This is a genomic window from Maricaulis sp. MIT060901 (genome assembly GCF_047123815.1).
Taxonomy (GTDB): Bacteria; Pseudomonadota; Alphaproteobacteria; order Caulobacterales; family Maricaulaceae; genus Maricaulis.
In genome coordinates, this window is the sequence record NZ_CP138920.1 from 434,926 (window position 1) to 452,487 (window position 17,562).

Consider the following 17,562-nt stretch of genomic DNA (forward strand, 5'->3'; position numbering starts at 1 on the left):
TCACAAGGGACAGGACAGACCGGCACTCTTAGCCGTCTGCGCATGGGGAGGAAACACCTAATGCCACGCCTTTTCGGACTCAATATCATCGCGAGCCTGGTCGCCGGCCTCGCATTCTGGATGCTGGGTTATCTCTGGTACGGGAATCTGTTCCTGGATCCGTGGACAGCAATGCAGAATTTCACCCCCGAACAGGAAGCCTATGGCGAGGCCAATATGGGCATGCTCATGGGGCTGGGTTTTCTGATCGCGCTCATTTCCTCGGGCTTTATCGGCTTTGTCCTGCGCAAGATCGGCGCGACCGAGCTTGTCGACACGATCAAGATGTCGCTGGTCCTGTGTTTCGGCTTTGTCGCCCTGACCCAGCTTTATGACGTGGTCTACGCCCTGGAACCGATGCATCTCTTCTTCATCGATGCCGGCTACCAGGTCATCGGCTTCCCGCTGATGGCGGCGATCCACACGCTGATGGCCAATGTGATGGTCAAGGACTGAGCCACAAAAACCGGCGCTGGCAGACGCGACGACAGCGCCAACCGCAGCAAACGCTTGTGCACAGGCGCGGAGGCGACTATCAGTCCCCTCCGCGCCCAACAGCGCAACCCAGAGTGCCGGCTTAGCTCAGCTGGTAGAGCATCTGATTTGTAATCAGAGGGTCGGGGGTTCGAGTCCCTCAGCCGGCACCACCTGTTTCCCTGTTCCCGCTCCGCTCGACCCGAGCCCAGCATCACATTCAGTGTTGGGGTCGATGCTCACATGGAACGCGCTCAGGGCTGTGGGGTTGGAGTGTGGTCGGGCTGCCCGCGGCATTTGTTCCCTGTTCCCGCACCGCTCGACCCGAGCCTGTGGCCGCTTTCGGCGTTGGGGTCGATGCTCACATGGAACGCTCTGAGGGCTGTGGGGGCGAGGATGACTGGACTGGCACGCTGGAAGCCAAATCAGGCCGCAATCTGCACCCGAAACCACGCGGACGGCCACTCAATCAAGTGACAGATTGATCAGGAAAAATGCGTCTGTCCTGGTTTATTCGTGGAGTAATCGGTGCGTGTCCCCGTTTCTTCCCAATTTTCCCATTCGATAGGATCAGGCCTCCGCGATAAATTCTTGGATACTAAAGCTCAGTGTCTCATCGAAAATCGATACACAGTAGTGGTCCCAGAACTTTCCCGGATCTAAAACTCGATAGAGCTGAAATCCAAGATCTGGAGCAAATACATAGAGCGCGCGATCTTGCCCCAAGAACACCATGTAATCTTGATGCTGTACGTATGCCCCCACCAGAAAGTCGTCATCCAAGAAATTGAACTTTCGCCCCCGCCAACCAAAATCAGTTCGCAAGTCCGAGATATCAAGCCACGCTGCGTACGCCTCTGGCAAACCCGGAAAGGCGCGGACATTATCAACTATGTTGCATTTCCTAATGCCCTCGAAAGGCTTATAATACGGTGAGATCTCACTAGGAAAACCACCAACTGCACGCTGCAAGCGTCTATTGGTTCTATTTCCTTTTGAATGCAGCCTGCCATAGTAGCGGCTGCCGAAAATGTCGAATTGTGCGATCAAAATTTCCGGCTTATACGAAACAAATTGCACGCCAACATCGGGGTTAACGTATCGCTCTTCATCTTTTCTCTTGCAAACCACTATTGAGCAGTTTTGAGCGTTTGCCTTGATGCAATCATATGTAAGCGGGAAGCCTTGTTCCCATTCATAGAACACGTCAATAAACCGTGAGCTGGCATTCTCCCGCCAGTATTCTGGGAACAAACCGTTGTACTCGTCCATACACTCTGAAATGTCGGAGTATTGCGCGATATTTTCCAGCGACCTGTACATGTTCTACTCGTCTAACTCGTCCAAATAGGCTTCGATCTGGTGATTTCTCGCAGACCGGCTATCCATTGGGACCGTCGACCTGGGTCGAGGCGCTGGAGAGGAAATCCGCCATCCGGCTGCGGCCCGGCAAGCCCGGACGGCCAAGATTGAACGCGGAAGAGTAATCGGTACGTGTCCCCATTTTTCCCGCTTATTCCATGAGGTCGATCTGATACAGTTTCTCGAGAAGATCATAACGCACACGACATTGAAAAGGTTGAGAAAACCTGGTCTCGACGTCAACTCTCAGTTCTAATACCTCTGAGTAGTTGTAAAACGAGTATTGGACCATCGCGCCTACGAATTCGGTTTCGATGTAAAAACCCTCAAAACGTTGAGGCTCCTCCATCCTCTCCGAGAACCGGTTGAAGCATTCTGCGATGTCAGTGATCGACTCTGCGGGAAGACGCACAGTCGTTCGGCTTGCTTCTGTCAGATAGAACTGAGCCAAACGGTCCAGATGGGCTCGGTCAGAAACTGCCGAATCCACCGACACATCAACCTGAGCGGCCAACATCAGACCTACAAAGATCGTAAGAGGCAAAGGTTTCTCCATTGGCAGGGACTGAAAAACAGGGACGCACACAGTTTATTCCCTGTCCAGTCACGGGCGTCCATGTGCGCGGGAGCGTAGCGGTGAAAAAGCCGGAATACACCCCCAGCATCGCCTGTCCAGCCAGGGCGCGCGCACAAGCCGGCTGGCGTACGGGCTGCGCGACAATTGTCTGCCCCCGCTTATCCCCCGAGTCCCCCTACTCCACCGCCACGTCCGCCTCATACCCCCACCACACGCTCGCCGGCCCGGCGACCGGCACAGCTCTATCGGCTAACCCGCGAAATCGAGGAAGACTTCGCCTTCCCCGGCCTCATCCACACCAAGCCTGCCCTGCTCTAGCCCCTGCCGGACCAGTTCACGGTGCGTGCACCGTTGGGGTGAACCGGTCCGGGTCGGCTTCCGCGGGGAAGGTCTAGCGACAACGCTGGCCGCGTCCGGCCGGGTCTGTGCGGTAATTGGTGGCCTGGGTGTCGCTATCCGTGCAGCTGCCCCGGCTGCCGCCGCGACCGCGACCGGGCGCGTCACCCGGGTCCAGATCCGTCGTTCCGCCCTGTTGCTGGGTTGGCTGGGGCGCACGCGGCGCATTCGGGCCACGGCCATGGCCGGCCCGATCCGCCCAGCGCCCGCCATCGCGGTCCGTATAGCCTGTCCGGGGCTGGCCGGTCGTGGCGCAGCCCGTGACCAGGGCGCCAGCGCCCGTCAGGGCAACGCCGCCCGTCACCTGGCCCAGGAAGGAGCGACGGGAGATATCTGTTTTCCGGGCCATGTCAGCCTCCTGTTACCGTCCAGCGAACACCGCGACCCGCACCGACATTGAAGCGCTGATAGGCTTCGCCCGTGCCGGACATCTGGCCATTGGGACCACCTGCACCGACATCCCAGCAACCGGAGGACACGGTGAAACGATAGGAGCGTCCCGGCGGGACGACGACGCCGGCCGGCAGCCGGTTGAGGCCATAACTCATCGCGCTGCAGCGCGAGATGAGGATCTGGGTGATGGCGATATTGGAGCGATTGACGACCTCGATCACACCGGTTGGTGTGCCCGGCTCGACCAGCGGACCGCCGGTCAGGGTCGCACAGGCGGTCATCGACCAGGCCAGCGCGCCAATAATCGCCGATCTAACTAGTGTGTTCATGTCTGCACTCTCCCTGTCTGGATGGCGGCACCTCACGGGAAGCAACCGCACGTTTTCCTCTGGATTTCGGCAAGTTAAGCCAGTCTAATCCCCCATAACCATCCCCTGTTCCGGGGACGTTCAAGCGCGCTCTAGCGCGCTAGCTTGGGGGTAAAGGGAATAATCATGACACCGGTGACCTCGCATATCGGCGATACGCCTTCGCCCATTTCCCCGAGCGCGCGTCTCGGCGGTGTGATGACGGTTCTGCTCAGCCTGACCGTGCTTGCCTTTTTTCTCGCCCTCGCGCCCTTTGACAGCGAACAGAGCTGGCGCTCCCCCTTTGCCTTGCCCGCCATTTTCTGGATCCCCATGACCACCGGTTTCGGCTCCTTCCTGATCGCGGGCTGGGTCTGGTCCCTGCGACCGGCCGATCTGGCCACCCGACTGTTCGCGCTGAGCGGTGTCGCCACGCTCGCATTCACTTTCGCGCCGGCCATTACCTATTCAACCCGACTGGAGCTGCCCGAGACGGTCTCCCTCGCACTGTCCCTGACCAACTCCATAGGTGCGTCCGCCTTTGGCATCGCCATGATCGCGCTCTGCCTTGTCTATCCGGCGCGATTGCCGGGGCTGAGGATCTGGATGACGCTGAATGTCGGTGTTTTCGGCCTGGCCACTCTCGGCGCCCTTCTGGAAATCCTGCCGCGCGCGTTCGGTGTGCATCTGATCACGTCGGTGGAGATGGTCTGCATTGTCATCGCAGTCGTCGGCCAGCTGCTGCATTCACGCCGGGACCCCACCCAGCGTGCCATCGCCTTGTGGCTCGGACTGGCCATCCTGTTTGGCGCGGGCGGTTTCATTGTCACCACGGCAGCGCCCTCCGTGTTCAACGGTGCGCCACTGATCCCGGCCGTCTATTCCTTCGGCTTCTTCCTGCTGATCTATATCGGCATCGCTGCGGGATTGCGCCGTTTCCGCCTGTTCGAGCTGGGAGAATGGGCCTATCGCGTCTTCTTCTATGTGGTGGGCAGCGCCCTGCTGGTGCTGGTCGACATCACCCTGGTCATCCTGCTGCCCATCGGTCCGGGCATGGCCTTTGGTGCGGCGCTGATCATCGTGGCGCTGGTCTATCTGCCCTTGCGCGACGTGTTTGCCCGCATGCTGTTGCCACGACCCGACCTGTCCGATGACCAGGTCTTCCAGTCCATCGTCGATGTCGCCCTGGAACCGGACACCGTCCGCCGGACCCGGCTCTGGCAGGGCCTGATGCAACGCCTGTTCAAACCCATCGAGGTGGAGGCCTGCAGTTTCAGCGGCACCGAAGCGGTCACCGGCATTGATGGCGTTGAGCTCTACATACCCGCGATCAGCCAGTTGCCCGCCATTCGCTTGCGTTACCCCTGGAACGGGCGCGGCCTGTTCGGTCCGCCTCACCAGCGCACCGCTGCCCGCCTGGCGCAATTGCTGAGCCATGTGGAGGCGGGCCGCCAGGCTTATGACCGCGGCGTGGCGTCCGAGCGCCAGCGCATCGCCCGCGACATGCACGACAATATCGGTGCGCAATTGCTCAGCGCCCTGCACAGTTCCGACCAGGGCCGCAAGGACATGATGATCCGCGAATCCCTGTCTGACCTGCGCGACATCATCAATGACAATTCCGCCTCCGATCTCTCGCTTGAAGAAGTGCTGTCCGATCTGCGGGCGGAGACGGCGGAACGCTGTGCAGCTCAGGATCTCGAGCTGGGCTGGACGCTGTCCGGCACGGACAATATCGCCCTTGCCCCGGCCGCATCTCACGCACTTCGCTCGGTGATCCGGGAGATTGTGTCCAATACGATCAAACACGCCGCTGCGAGCATGCTGGACATCTCGATCGCCACTGCGAGCGACCGCCTCGAGTTCACCTGCCGCGACAATGGACAGGGGTTTGATCCGGCGACGATCACCCCGGGCAACGGGCTGGACAACCTGGAAAACCGCATTTCCGCCCTGGGCGGCGAACTGACGACTACGCCCTCCACAGACGGCGTTGAAACCCGTGGCAGCTTTCCCCTTCAAACACCGGAGCAGACATCATGACCCGCGTTCTTGTTGTTGAAGACGTCAAGGAAACCCGGCTCTGGCTGAGCGATATCGCCGGCCGGGCCTTCTCTGAGCCGCAGATCACCGAGGCCGGCTCCATGCGCGCAGGGCTCGCTGCTGTGAACAGTAAGGATTTCGACCTGGCGCTGATCGATCTCGGCCTGCCGGACGGGTCGGGGCTGGAGGTTCTGCGCAATCTGAAACTGGTGTGCTCGGAGGCGATCTGCATCGTCACCACGGTGATGGGTGATGACGCCCACATCGTCGCCGCCCTGTCCGCAGGTGCGGATGGCTACCTCCTCAAGGACACGCCGGAGGATCTGTTTGAACGGCAGCTGAAACAGCTCGCAGATGGCACGCCAGCGCTCTCGCCCTCGATTGCGCGGCGCATCATGGAACATTTCCGTTTCACCGGCCCGGCCGCCAGCCCGGAAGACGAGCTGTCACCGCGTGAGCGAGAGGTACTGGGCCTGATCGGGCGCGGATTGAGAAATGCCGATGTTGCGAAGGACCTGGAACTGGCAGAGAGCACGGTCGCGAGCCATATCAAGTCGATCTATCGCAAGCTGGGCATATCCTCCCGCGCGGAAGCGGCGTGGCATGCGGCCCGGATGGGGCTTTCAACCACGCCGTGACTTTCACTGCGCTAACGGCGCAGTCGCACACCCAGGCTGAACGCCCGTTCCTCGCCGGGGAAATAGCGCTCTGACCCAAAGGCGAAATCCGCACGTTCGGCATAACGCGTATCGAACAGGTTTCGCACGGCCGCAAACACCTCGACGCCCTCGGCCAGATCCGCCTGTGCCCGCAGATTGACCAGGTCATGGCCCTCATAAACATGCGTATTGGCGGCGTTCATTGCGTATTCGCCGACATGACGCCATTCCAGCTGTGTGGCCACACGCTCGCTGACCTGCCAGTTCAGCCCGGCGGTCCACATCCATTCCGGCGCAGTGTCGATCAGGTCACCGGCGCGGATCGCCTCGCTGGCATTGCCCACAGGCCGGTCGAAATCATATTCATGCCGCGCCCAACTGCCTGCCAGTTGCGCAGAGACGCGCTCGCCCAGCGGCAGGAAAAGCGCCAGTTCCACGCCATGATGTGCCGTCTTGCCATCAGTCACATTGATGCCGTCGGCATCGCGGAAAAACACATTGCGTTTCTGCATGAGAAAGCCGGTGAGATCGACATATCCGCCACCGGCCAGATCCCGGCGATATCCCGCTTCCAGACTGTCCAGCGTCTCCGGCTCGATCGCGTCAATCACCTGGCCCGCCTGCAGCCGGTAGAGCTCGGCTGTTTGCGGAGCCCGGGCCCCGCGCGCCAGACGCGCGGAAAACTGATGATCACCCTCGCTCCAGATCGCTCCGATACTCGGTGTCAGCACGTCGAAACTGTCCTCGCGGTCCGCAAGACGCTGGAACCGCCCGGTCACGCCAGTGGCGGTTTGATTGTCATAGTCGAACCGGGTCGCCTCCCAGCGCAGGCCGGCAAACACGGCAAGCTGCTCAGACAGCGTCCAGCGGCGCTGGGCATAAAGCGCCAGCACATCGGCATCGACCTCATAGTCATAATGCGTGCCCTGGACGAAAGAGAAAATGGTCGGCCGTTCCTGCACCTCGCTCAGCGCCCCCGCCGTGCGCTCGACATCAAGACCAAGCGTCAGTCGTCCGCCCGCCGCATCATCACGGCTCAGCGAGGCCTGCAGGCCCAGACTGTCATGCCCGCTCTCCTCCAGAGCTTCGGAGGGCACGAAATGCATCAGGAAATCCATGCGGTTGGCGCGCAGGTACGGCGTCAGTCTCCAGGACCAGTCAGCGTCCAGATCGCCGGTCAGGAAGAGCGCCGAACGAACCGCCCAGGCATCACGATAGGCCTCCGGATCGGCATTGCTGCGTGCCAGGGCCAGATCCTCATACGCCAGCGGCCCGCGAACAAAACCCGCTGTTTCCTGGTTGAGCGACACCGCCGCGGTGCGCCAGGACCAGCTCACCTCGCCCCATTGCCCGTCAAACCGAGCGAAACCTTCAACCCGATCAAGCCCGGCATCATCGCGCCAGCCATCTTCATGCTGGCCCGCGAGCCCGATCACGGCATTCTCACCCCATCCGGAAACAAGACGGCCGCGATAGCGGCCGAACGAGCCAAGTTCGGCCTCCAACTCACCGCGCTCTCCCGTCCGCGGGGTCAGCGTATTGACCAGGCCATGCAGCGCGTTCGACCCGTAAAGCGCTGGTCCCGGACCGCGAACAAGTTCAACGCCACCGGCCAGCTGGTTCAGGTTCTCGAACAACCCGTTCACATTGCCAAATCCCGCTGCCCGCAAGGCGATACCATCCTCCAGATAGAGGAAAGATCCAGCGCCTGCTCCACCCGTCAGAACCGGCGAGCGGATCGCGGTGAGATGTTCCGCGCCATTGCCGCGATGCAGGTTGACGCCCGGCAGCTGATTGATGATCTCGGCCACATGCTGGGCCCCGGTGAGTGCCAGCTGATCGCTATCAATGCGGCTGATCGCGAGACTGGTCCGCTCCTCGCCCGCACGATCGCCGGTGACGTAGATGATCTCGGAACCGGACTCGGCCGGTACAGCCTGGATGGCCAATGCCAGAAGGGAAATCACGCTTTTACTCCTGCCCTCTTGTTCGGGGCAGACTTAGGCCATTCACCGCCGGACGCAAGCCGCCTGCATGCGAGAACGCGGAAAAGTGTTGTCCGGGCCTGTTGCGCACACGGATCCATCAAACAGCACGGGGAACGGCCTGCATCGAGCGACTGAAAGCGCGCTTGCCGCCGATGAGTGAGCACGGAAGAATATTGCATCAATGGAGCCCGCCCGTGATCAGATACCCAGCGTCCCTCGCCCCCGGCAGGCGCATCGCCCTTACCGCCTTTTCAGACGGTGTTCGCGAGAGCGCCCATGCGCGTCTCGACCTGGTGATCCGGCAATTGAAACAGCGCGGCTTCGAGATCGTGGAAGGCGCCTGCCTGCGCGCGAGTGCGGGCCATGTCAGCGCCCCCGTCAGCGAACGTGCGGCCGAGTTCATGCGTTTTGCGCTGGATGACACCATCGCCGTCATCGCGCCGCCCTGGGGCGGGGAGCTGGCGATGGAATTGCTGCCGCTGCTGGACTATGACGCACTGGCCAGAGCCCGACCGAAATGGGTGTTCGGCTTTTCCGATGTCAGCACGCTCACGGCCAAACTGACGGCGCGGTGCGGCTGGGCGACGGTGCACAGCGCCAATCTGATGGATCTCGTGGACAGCCAGACAGACTCGCTGACCGCACGTACGCTGGACTGGCTCGCCCTGCCCGCCGGAGCCCGGTTCACACAGGACGCATCCAGCCATTTCCAGAAGGGTTTCCCGGCCATCGAGACGGATCCGCATGCCGCGCTGGAACCGACCCATGCCACACGCTGGCAATACCTGCCGACCGCCGCGTCTAGTGACAATGGCAAGATCAGCATCGAGGGGCGCCTTCTGGGCGGATGCCTGGACACGCTGGCCCATCTCCTCGGACAGGACGGCATCGACCCGGCGGGCTTTGCCCGAACGCATGGCGATCTGCCCTGCCTTCTCTATCTGGAGAATGTCGAGCTCACCCCGACCCAGCTGGCTCGCACGCTGATGGGATTGAAACATCGCGGCGTGTTTACGGACATCGCCGGCCTTCTGATGGGCCGCAATGCCGGCCCGGCGAAGGATCATGCCGGTTTCAGCGATCTTGATGCGCTGAATACCGCCCTTGCCGACGCGCCCTTCCCGGTGCTCTTCGATCTGGATATCGGCCACCGCCCGCCCAATCTGACGCTGATCAATGGCGCGCGGGCCCGGGTGTGGCTGGACGGGGAAACGGGGGGAGTGGAACAGGTGCTGGACTAACACTCCACGATCACACCCGGTCTGTGAGAAAAATGGTACCGCCTTCCCGGTTCGAACGGGAGACCTCTAGATCCACAAATACGGCCTACCTAAATAAAAACAATAACATAAGTTGAAACCAAGGCGCTTAACGGTCGTTATAAGCCCTTGATTTGGAAACCGGCGCCAAAACAAGTGGAAACCAACTCTCCACACGGCGCCCCGGTTTTAGCCGGGTTTCCCGGCTCTACACGTCGAGGACAGTGTCTGTGGTGACGTGTCTCTGTCACCCCGCTAGCGACAGTAATAGATGGGTGATCGATAATTTCGAGGTAACCTTGCGAGATCTCTCGCTGCTCGCTGGCGGTACAATGAGGCCGGGGCAGAACGCTCAGGTCACCGTGGAGGTGCCCGGATCGAGCTGACAGGGAATTTCTTGATCGTTTTGACTGAGTTTACTACTGGAACGCAGGTAGATATGGGAGTTGAGTATGAGGTACTCTGTGAGATGTAGGACGCTTCTTTTACCTCTAATCGTAGCAGTGGTTGGTGGTTGCTCCATTCAAAAATCGGATGAGGCTTCATCTCGGTTCTATAGAATTCATACTGGGATTAACTCGGAGTTGCCTCCGGAAGCATATCGAGCGTGGCGCGGGAGTTTGTATCGCGGCCAAGCTAGTTGCGGGGGCGATTCCGCGTCGATGGTTGGGACGCACGAATTCTTGTTGTTGGAATGGCCCTGTGAGCAACCATTGGAAGTCGCAGGTATCCTTCCGGATAGCGCTGTGATCGAGCAGCTGAGCGAACAGCAGTATGTCGATGAGTATTGTGCGCTCGGGACTCTTCGCACGAGACGAGGGTCAGAAGAGTTTTATGTCGATTGTGGCGTAGAACTTGAATAGTCCAGAGATGTTTGGGCGATGTTTTAAACAGCGGGCATTGATCAAAATTCGTGTGGAAGCGGGAGGTGAACGCGCAGAATCCTGTGAGCGTACCGGTGTCTACAAATCACCAACCGATCGGGCGCCCTCTGTGTCTCTGGTGATGTTAAAATCAGTTTCTACCAAACCTCGCTCACTCTCCCCCCTAGCAAGCCAATATCTGACTACGACCGGCGACAGTTGCGCAAAGCTCGTGAGATTCGAGCGGCCCGAAAATCAACTAGGGCGAAGGCAATATAACGCTAGACACCTAGTCTAGTGCTCTAACACACTTAAAACACTGAAATTATTGGAAAAAAATGCTAAAACTGCGCGGTTTCCAAAACATTTGGAAACCGTTTTCAATTCCGGCGCACTTCGCTCGCGAAGCAAAACCCACAAATTACTGATTTAATTTAGAAAAATGGTACCGCCTCCCCGGCTCGAACGGGGGACCTCTAGATCCACAATCTAGCGCTCTAACCAACTGAGCTAAGGCGGCACGCTGTACTCACGGGAATGCTTTGCCGTGAGGCGCGGGAAACTAGCCTTCCCGCCCCCCTCTGGCAACACCCCAGTCAGGCGATTTGCACATGCTTGTGCAGGTGCCTGGAAACAGGGGTCTAGGTATAGCCACGCGCGGTCATATGGGAGCGCATGGCGGCGATGCGGTTCTCGTCGGACGGGTGGGTCGACATGAATTCCGCGGTACTGCCCCGGTGCAGAGTCGACATGGCGACCCAGAAGTCGATGGCCTGGCGCGGATCATAGGATGAGCGGGCCATGTAATCGACGCCGAGACGGTCGGCCTCGTATTCGTGCTGGCGGCTATAGGGCAGGATCACGCCCAGCGTGACACCCATGCCGAGCGCGGCGCCGATATCATCGGAATACTCGACCGTATTCTGGTTGGCCCCGAGGGCCGAGGTCAGCAGCGATACGCCAACCTGGGCGGCGATCTGCTGGCTGGCACGCTCGGCAGAGTGGCGGCCGGCGACATGGCCAACCTCGTGGCCCATCACGGTGGCGAGATGATCATCGGTCTCCATCAGGTCGAGAATACCCTTGTAGAAACCGACCTTGCCATTGGGCAGGACCCAGGCATTGACCGTATCGCTGTCGAACACGACAAATTCCCAGTCCAGATGACCCTGGCCAGACGCATCGACGACACGCTGGCCAACACGGTTGAGACGGCGGGTATATCCCGGATCGCGAAGCACACGTTCACGGCCAAGACTATCACGCCAGGCCTGGTCAGAGAGCTGGGCCAACTGGCCGTCGGAGACCAGCATCAGCTGGGAGCGACCCAGCGACGCATTATCCGCGCAACCGGATACAAACGGCACGATGGAGCCGGCGGCGAGGCCCATAATGACTTCGCGACGCTGCATCAGGCTCGTTTTATTGAATGACGACATGCACCTTCCCCCTTCGATTGTGCGGCTGCCTCTGGTCGATTAACTTAAACATGTCCTCACCGTTCGCCAAGAAACGGTCACGTGACAGCGTTAGTTTTCGTGCTCGCCATACGGGAATCCCAATCATGTCTCGCATTATTCGTTATGCCCTCCTCGGTCTTGTCGGCCTGGTCATCATCGCGCTGGCCCTGCCATTCCTGATTCCCGTGAACTCCTATCGCGAGCGAATTGCCGAGGAAGCCTCCCGCACCCTGCACCGGGATGTGGTCCTGGCCGGCGATCTGAGCCTTCAGATCCTGCCCAGCCTGCAAATCACTGCGCGCGATGTGAGCCTGGCCAATGCGGACGGGTTCGGCGAGACACCGATGGCGGAAATGGCGGAAATGCGCGTGGGCGTGAAACTCATCCCGCTCCTGTCCTCCGACGTACAGATCACCGAATTTGTGCTGATCGACCCGGTGATCCGGCTGCAGCAGAACCGCTCCGGCAATAACTGGACCTTCCGTTCGCCCGACGCGCCGACGACGGAGATGGCGAGTTCCGGCGAGGGTTTTGTGCGCCGCCCGGGCGCCCTGCCCTTCGAAGCGTCTTTTGGCGATGTGCGCATCGAGAATGCCAGCATCCATTTCGAGGACGGCCAGCAACAACGCGACATTACCGGCCTTACCCTGCAAGTGTCCCTGCCCTCACTGGACGAGGAAGCCGCGATTTCCGGTCAGCTGACAGCCGATGGCGAACGGCTGAGCTTTGACGGCGCCGTGGGCTCGATCCGCGGCGTGTTCGAGGGCGCGGAAACACAAGTCACCATGGAATTCGGCGGCAATCTGGTCTCGGCCAGTTTTGATGGCCGCCTGGCGGCGTCGGAAGCGTTTGAGCTGGATGGCGAGATCGACGCCAACATCCCGTCCCTGCGTAACCTGGCTACCTTTGCCGGCGCGGAATTGCCACCGGGTGATCGCCTGCAGGCGTTCGCGGCGCAGGGGTCAATCGATGTTGCGCCGGGCAATGTCCGCCTCGTCGCGTCCAATATCCGTTTCGACGACATCAGCGGCTCCGGGCGCCTGAACATCGCCACCTCCGGCGCGCGCCCGAACATCACCGGTGCGCTGGACCTGCCCAATCTGGATGTGACACCCTATCTGCCCGAACAGACCTCCGGCAGTGACGCCGAGAATTCCAATGCCGGTATCCCGCCCTGGAGCGAGGACGAGATCGATCTGGCCGGGCTCAACCTGGTGGATGCCGACCTGGATCTGAATGTCGGCCTGTTCGAATATGGCGATATAGATATCGAGAATGTCCGCCTCGACGTGACCCTGGATCGTGGCCGCATGGTCGCCAATCTCTCGGATTTCCAGCTTTATGACGGTACGGGTTCCGTCCGGGTCGTGGCCAATAATCGCACCGCGACACCGTCCTACAGCGTCAACGCCCAGCTCTCCGACCTCAACGCCCTGCCCTTCCTGCAGGCGGCGGCCGGGTTTGAACGCCTGACAGGAACAGGCGGCATCGCGCTGGACCTGCAAGCCTCCGGTGCCAGCCAGGCGGCGATCATGCGCTCGCTGGCCGGTAACGGGAATTTCGGCTTCGAGGATGGCGCGATTGTCGGCATCAACCTGGCCGAGACGATCCGCAATGTGAACAGCTTCTTTGGCGCCCAATCCTCTCCGCAGGAGGCGGAAACCAGCAGTGATGACAGCGAACAGGTCGAGGCTGGGGATCAGACCCAGACCGACTTTTCCTCGCTCTCGGGCAGTTTCACGATCAATGGCGGCCGCGCTGACAATACCGACTTCGCCATGCTCAGCCCGCTGCTGCGTGTGGGGGGCTCCGGCTTTGTCGATCTGCCCTCGCAATCGCTGGATTATCGCATGCGCCCGCGCCTTGTCGCCTCGATCGAAGGCCAGGGCGGCGCGGCTGACCTGCGCGGTGTCGAGATCCCGGTGCGTATTCGCGGCGGTTTCAACGATATCAGCATCGGTGTCGACACCTCCGCTGTGGGCCAGGCGCTGATCTCCGGCGCGCTCAGCAGCGCTCTGGGCGGCAATAGCGACGCGACCCGCCCGGAAGATGTGTTGCGCGACAGCCTGCTTGACGCCATCGGCCTGGGCGGCAATGACGCCCAACAACAAGATGGCGAAGAAGAACAGCCGGAGGCCGATCCCGCCCAGCAATTGCTCCAGGGCCTGTTCAACCGGGGACGCCGTGACGAGGACGAGAGCGGCGACGACAATAACTGAGGCGAATTGGCGCAAGTCACAGCAAGCGACTTGGGTCCGGGCAGATTCGGCGCTATAACTAGTTTCACTTGAAACTAGTTAGGCGGAGACGTCCCATGCCTGTCCACGATCCCGTTGTTGCCGAACAAACACCGGCAGAAGACATGACGATCGACCAGAAATGGGAACGTTATTCCACGGAAGAACACGCGATCTGGACGACGCTCTACAAGCGCCAGATGGAAGTGCTCAAGGGCCGTGCCGCGGACGAGCACTTCAGTGGGCTGGAACTGCTGAACCTCAATGAGGGTGGCATTCCCGATTTCCGCCGCGTCAACGAGAAGCTGGAAAAACTCACCGGCTGGACGGTCGTCACCGTGCCGGGCCTCATTGGCGAGAAGGAGTTCTACGACCATCTCGCCAATCGCCGCTTTGTCTCCGGCCGTTTCATTCGCGATGGCGACAAGCTGGACTATCTGCCCGAGCCGGACATTTTCCACGATGTCTTCGGACACGTGCCGCTGCTAACCCAACCAGTCTTTGCCGACTATATGCAGGCCTATGGCAAGGGCGGGCTGCGTTCGCTGGAGTTCAACACCATCACCAATATGGCGCGCCTTTACTGGTACACCGTCGAATTCGGCCTCATCAACACGCCGGAAGGTCGCCGCATATATGGCGCTGGCATCGTCTCGTCCAAGGCCGAGTCGATCTTCAGCCTGGAAGCCAAGTCGCCGAACCGCATGCATTTCGACCTGGAGCGCGTCATGCGCACCGATTACCGGTATGATGACTTCCAGCAAACCTATTTCGTCATCGACAGCTATGACGAGCTGATGGAAGCCACCTACCAGGACTTCGCCCCGCTCTATGAACGCCTGCCCGACCTCTCGGAATACAAGCCGTCAGACGTGGCAGAGGGCGACAAGGTCTATTCCCGAGGCTCCCAGGAGTACGCCATGAATGGCGGCCTGGTCGGTCACGCCGAAGCGGTCTGAGACCGCACCGGCATCTGCCCTACTCCCTCCGCCTTGCCACAAGCGAATACTGGCCTGGCTGCCAGGTTTCTCCGTCGTCATAGGAGAGCTCGGAGCGCATGCTCCAACCGTGCGCGGTGATGTCGGAATAGGTCTCGCGATTGAGGAATTCCTGGCCCTGGCGGTTGGTCTCCTTGATGGTGACCACCATGTTTGCGCCGTCACGCGCCGAGGTCATCCTGCGCGCCTGGCCACCATTCATCGTATAGACGTTATAACCCTGCCAGCCACCGTCGACAGCGTTGTAGTAACGCAGCTCGATGCCCTTGGTGTAGGGGCCGCGCCATTCCTGGACCAGCGCGACACCATCGGCCAGCCAGCTGTTCTGCCACTCGGCCTGATAGACATTGCCATTGGCCAGAGTGACCTCGACATCCCACTCACCAATGACAAATTCGAACTGGTCGCGGACCTCCTGCGGGAGAACGAAGCTGTTATTGCTCTGGGCCAGGGCACCGGTGTGAAGTGCGCTGGAAACAAGGCATGCCGCCAAGGCTCACTGGCCGAGTCGTTTCTGAGGAGACATCATTTCCTACCTTTCCCCGAAAAACAGGGAAGATAGACAAGCCGATCGTCAGAAAGCGAGTTAAATAAAGCTCAGAATTGGAAACTTCTGGTCAGGACACCAGAATAGACAGCTTGCCATCCGGATCGGATTTGAGGCTCACACCGGCCAACCCCTCCACCGCACCAACCAGCTTGTCGCGCGTTACCGGCTTGACGATGTAAAAGAGAGCGCCGAGATCGCGGCAACGTAGCTCCATTTCCGGGTTCCTCGTGCCGGAATAGACACCAACCGCACCGCCATTGAGATAGGGCTGGCAGGCCTCGATCAGGCGCAGCGCCGCATCATCGGCCAGGCTGAGATCGGTGAGCAGAAGGACCGGATTGTTACTACGCTCCTGGAGGTGTTCCAGCGCGAGGTCAGCCTTGGTGAAGGCCGAGAATTCAAACAATACGCCAGCGTCCTTCAAATCCTCGTGGAAAAGAAGGTGTTCATCCGGATCATCGTCGACCAGTACAATATCGACTGAAATTCCCAAGTCCTCGCAGCCCCAAAACTTCGTGCGGCGAAGACTATGACGCGATTCGTGCGACTTCAATCTCAAACAAGGAGGGGATCAGGAGCGCTGGAAGTCGTAAAAATCCGAACCCAGTTCAAGAATAGAGGTCAGCTCGTCTAGCGCCCGCTGGCTTTCGCCAAGCAATTGCGGATCTGCAAGGTCTGCAGGTGCCAACCGGTCCCGGTAATGTCGCTCGGCCCAGTCGACCAGTCGGTCATAAAGATCGTCCGTCAACCAGACCGCTGGATTGACGGCTTGTCGCTCAGCCTCGTTCAACACGACACGCAACCGCAAGCACGCAGGTCCACCGCCATTGCGCATGGACTCGCGAACGCCGGCAAATTGCACGGCACCAATGGCCGAATTGCCCGCGACGAGGCGCTCGCAATAGGCTGCGGTCGCCTTGTTTTCACGTGTCTCCTCCGGCGCGAGCAAGACCAGACGCTCCTCTCCTGGCACCTGCAGCAATTGGGAATTGAACAGGTAGGAAGAAACCGCGTCCTCCAGCGAAACTTCGTCTGCGGGTACCTCGATCAGGTCAAGATCAAAACGCCCCCGCGCGGCGCGCTGGAGATCCTCTTCCAATTGCCGGCGGTCCTCGAAGGCCTGCTCATGGAAAAACAGCGTGTTGAGCGTCCCGACGCAAACGACATCATTGTGGAAAGCGCCTGCATCGATGGCTTCACGGGATTGTTGCGCCAACACGGTACGGCGACCGTCCAGACCATGTCCGCGCCGGATCGCCTCGCAGGCCTGGCGCGTCTGGCGCGCGGGAAACTTGCCGTCATCGGCGACGAGGCCGTCGCGGCCCCAGACAAGCAATTCCACACCGGGCTCACCATGATTGCGCGCAAGACGCACATGATTGGCGGCGCCCTCGTCAGCGAACAGGGCGTGACCGGGCAACGGGACATGGACCTTGAAACGTTCGCGGTCGGAGAAAACCCGCTCCAGCGCACTCTGGGTCTGAGGGCCCTCGATCGCGCGGTGCGCTGTGGTGTGCAGATTGGCCGGCGTGAAATGCACCCGGCCGTCGCCGGTGTCGGCGGACGGCGAGACCGTCGCCGCATTGGCAGCCCACATCGAGGAAGCCGAGGACAGTATCTTCAGATAGTAAGGCTCTTCCCAGGTCACCTTGGCGAGAATTTCGCTGTCCCGACCGCCATAGCCAATCGCCCTGAGGGCGGGGATGAAGGGCCGTTCCTGGGGCGGCAAGACCCCTTGAGGAATGCCCAGGCGCGCCAGTTCGCGCATTTTCGCCAGGCCTTCCAGCACGGCGTTTCTGGGCGAGGACACACTGCCCTCATTGCGCGCACTGGCCAAATTGCCCGGCGAGAGCCCCCCATAATTATGGGTGGGCCCTACCAGACCATCAAAATTGGCTTCCAGCGCGTCGCTCACGA

At 60.3% G+C, this 17,562-nt stretch carries 16 protein-coding genes and 2 tRNA genes; 7 read left to right on the forward strand and 11 right to left on the reverse strand.

Annotation, left to right across the window (positions count from 1 at the left end; translation table 11 throughout):
- Nucleotides 1-60 precede the first annotated feature (60 nt).
- Both SIC17_RS02200 and SIC17_RS02205 read left to right on the forward strand, forming a co-directional pair.
- Complete coding sequence (locus SIC17_RS02200; RefSeq protein WP_291893235.1) at nt 61-495, forward strand: DUF1761 domain-containing protein; 435 nt, start codon at nt 61-63, stop codon at nt 493-495.
- Between the two features lie 115 nt (nt 496-610).
- Nucleotides 611-686, forward strand: a tRNA-Thr gene (locus SIC17_RS02205).
- A gap of 397 nt (nt 687-1,083) precedes the next feature.
- Here SIC17_RS02205 and SIC17_RS02210 read toward each other — a convergent pair.
- The 5 genes from SIC17_RS02210 to SIC17_RS02230 form a co-directional block, all read right to left on the reverse strand.
- Nucleotides 1,084-1,836: a hypothetical protein gene (locus SIC17_RS02210; protein WP_412546260.1), complete on the reverse strand. Its 753-nt coding sequence runs from the start codon at nt 1,834-1,836 to the stop codon at nt 1,084-1,086.
- Between the two features lie 58 nt (nt 1,837-1,894).
- A complete protein-coding gene (locus SIC17_RS02215; protein ID WP_412546261.1) occupies nt 1,895-2,017 on the reverse strand; it encodes a hypothetical protein in 123 nt (40 codons plus the stop codon).
- Nucleotides 2,018-2,026: 9 nt separating this feature from the next.
- Nucleotides 2,027-2,419 carry a hypothetical protein gene (locus SIC17_RS02220; protein WP_412546262.1) on the reverse strand — a complete coding sequence of 131 codons (393 nt, stop codon included), beginning with the start codon at nt 2,417-2,419 and terminating at the stop codon, nt 2,027-2,029.
- Nucleotides 2,420-2,843: 424 nt separating this feature from the next.
- Nucleotides 2,844-3,197, reverse strand: coding sequence for a hypothetical protein (locus SIC17_RS02225; protein ID WP_291893264.1), 354 nt, complete (start codon nt 3,195-3,197; stop codon nt 2,844-2,846).
- 1 nt (nt 3,198) lies between these two features.
- Complete coding sequence (locus tag SIC17_RS02230; RefSeq protein WP_412546263.1) at nt 3,199-3,570, reverse strand: hypothetical protein; 372 nt, start codon at nt 3,568-3,570, stop codon at nt 3,199-3,201.
- 165 nt (nt 3,571-3,735) lie between these two features.
- On the opposite strand from SIC17_RS02230, the gene SIC17_RS02235 reads away from it, so the two are divergent.
- Nucleotides 3,736-5,631 carry an ATP-binding protein gene (locus SIC17_RS02235; RefSeq protein ID WP_412546264.1) on the forward strand — a complete coding sequence of 632 codons (1,896 nt, stop codon included), beginning with the start codon at nt 3,736-3,738 and terminating at the stop codon, nt 5,629-5,631.
- Entirely contained in the window at nt 5,628-6,269 is a 642-nt protein-coding gene (locus SIC17_RS02240; protein ID WP_291893272.1) for a LuxR C-terminal-related transcriptional regulator, read from the forward strand. Before SIC17_RS02235 ends, SIC17_RS02240 begins: the two co-directional genes overlap by 4 nt.
- Nucleotides 6,270-6,280: 11 nt before the next feature.
- Here SIC17_RS02240 and SIC17_RS02245 read toward each other — a convergent pair whose 3' ends face one another.
- Nucleotides 6,281-8,257, reverse strand: coding sequence for a TonB-dependent receptor (locus SIC17_RS02245; protein WP_291893273.1), 1,977 nt, complete (start codon nt 8,255-8,257; stop codon nt 6,281-6,283).
- A 215-nt stretch (nt 8,258-8,472) separates the two neighbouring features.
- Here SIC17_RS02245 and SIC17_RS02250 point away from each other — a divergent pair, with 215 nt between their 5' ends.
- Nucleotides 8,473-9,519: a S66 peptidase family protein gene (locus tag SIC17_RS02250; protein WP_412546265.1), complete on the forward strand. Its 1,047-nt coding sequence runs from the start codon at nt 8,473-8,475 to the stop codon at nt 9,517-9,519.
- Nucleotides 9,520-10,843: 1,324 nt separating this feature from the next.
- Here the strand turns inward: SIC17_RS02250 and SIC17_RS02255 are convergent.
- Together SIC17_RS02255 and SIC17_RS02260 are read right to left on the reverse strand one after the other, a co-directional pair.
- Nucleotides 10,844-10,920: transfer RNA gene (locus tag SIC17_RS02255), tRNA-His, on the reverse strand.
- 121 nt (nt 10,921-11,041) lie between these two features.
- Nucleotides 11,042-11,839 (reverse strand): M48 family metallopeptidase, encoded by a 798-nt coding sequence (locus SIC17_RS02260; RefSeq protein ID WP_412546266.1) that lies wholly within the window; start codon nt 11,837-11,839, stop codon nt 11,042-11,044.
- A gap of 125 nt (nt 11,840-11,964) precedes the next feature.
- On the opposite strand from SIC17_RS02260, the gene SIC17_RS02265 reads away from it, so the two are divergent.
- Both SIC17_RS02265 and phhA read left to right on the forward strand, forming a co-directional pair.
- Nucleotides 11,965-14,079, forward strand: a complete 2,115-nt coding sequence (locus SIC17_RS02265; RefSeq protein WP_412546267.1) for an AsmA family protein — start codon at nt 11,965-11,967, stop codon at nt 14,077-14,079.
- Nucleotides 14,080-14,174: 95 nt separating this feature from the next.
- Nucleotides 14,175-15,056 carry a phenylalanine 4-monooxygenase gene (gene phhA / locus SIC17_RS02270; RefSeq protein ID WP_291893278.1) on the forward strand — a complete coding sequence of 294 codons (882 nt, stop codon included), beginning with the start codon at nt 14,175-14,177 and terminating at the stop codon, nt 15,054-15,056.
- 19 nt (nt 15,057-15,075) lie between these two features.
- On the opposite strand, the gene SIC17_RS02275 is transcribed toward phhA, so the two are convergent.
- From SIC17_RS02275 to astB, 3 genes are all read right to left on the reverse strand, one after another.
- Nucleotides 15,076-15,588: a hypothetical protein gene (locus SIC17_RS02275; RefSeq protein WP_412546268.1), complete on the reverse strand. Its 513-nt coding sequence runs from the start codon at nt 15,586-15,588 to the stop codon at nt 15,076-15,078.
- 124 nt (nt 15,589-15,712) lie between these two features.
- Nucleotides 15,713-16,138 carry a response regulator gene (locus SIC17_RS02280; RefSeq protein WP_291893282.1) on the reverse strand — a complete coding sequence of 142 codons (426 nt, stop codon included), beginning with the start codon at nt 16,136-16,138 and terminating at the stop codon, nt 15,713-15,715.
- A 78-nt stretch (nt 16,139-16,216) separates the two neighbouring features.
- On the reverse strand, nt 16,217-17,560 hold the full coding sequence (gene astB / locus SIC17_RS02285) for an N-succinylarginine dihydrolase (RefSeq protein WP_291893284.1): 1,344 nt from the start codon (nt 17,558-17,560) through the stop codon (nt 16,217-16,219).
- Nucleotides 17,561-17,562 lie beyond the last annotated feature (2 nt).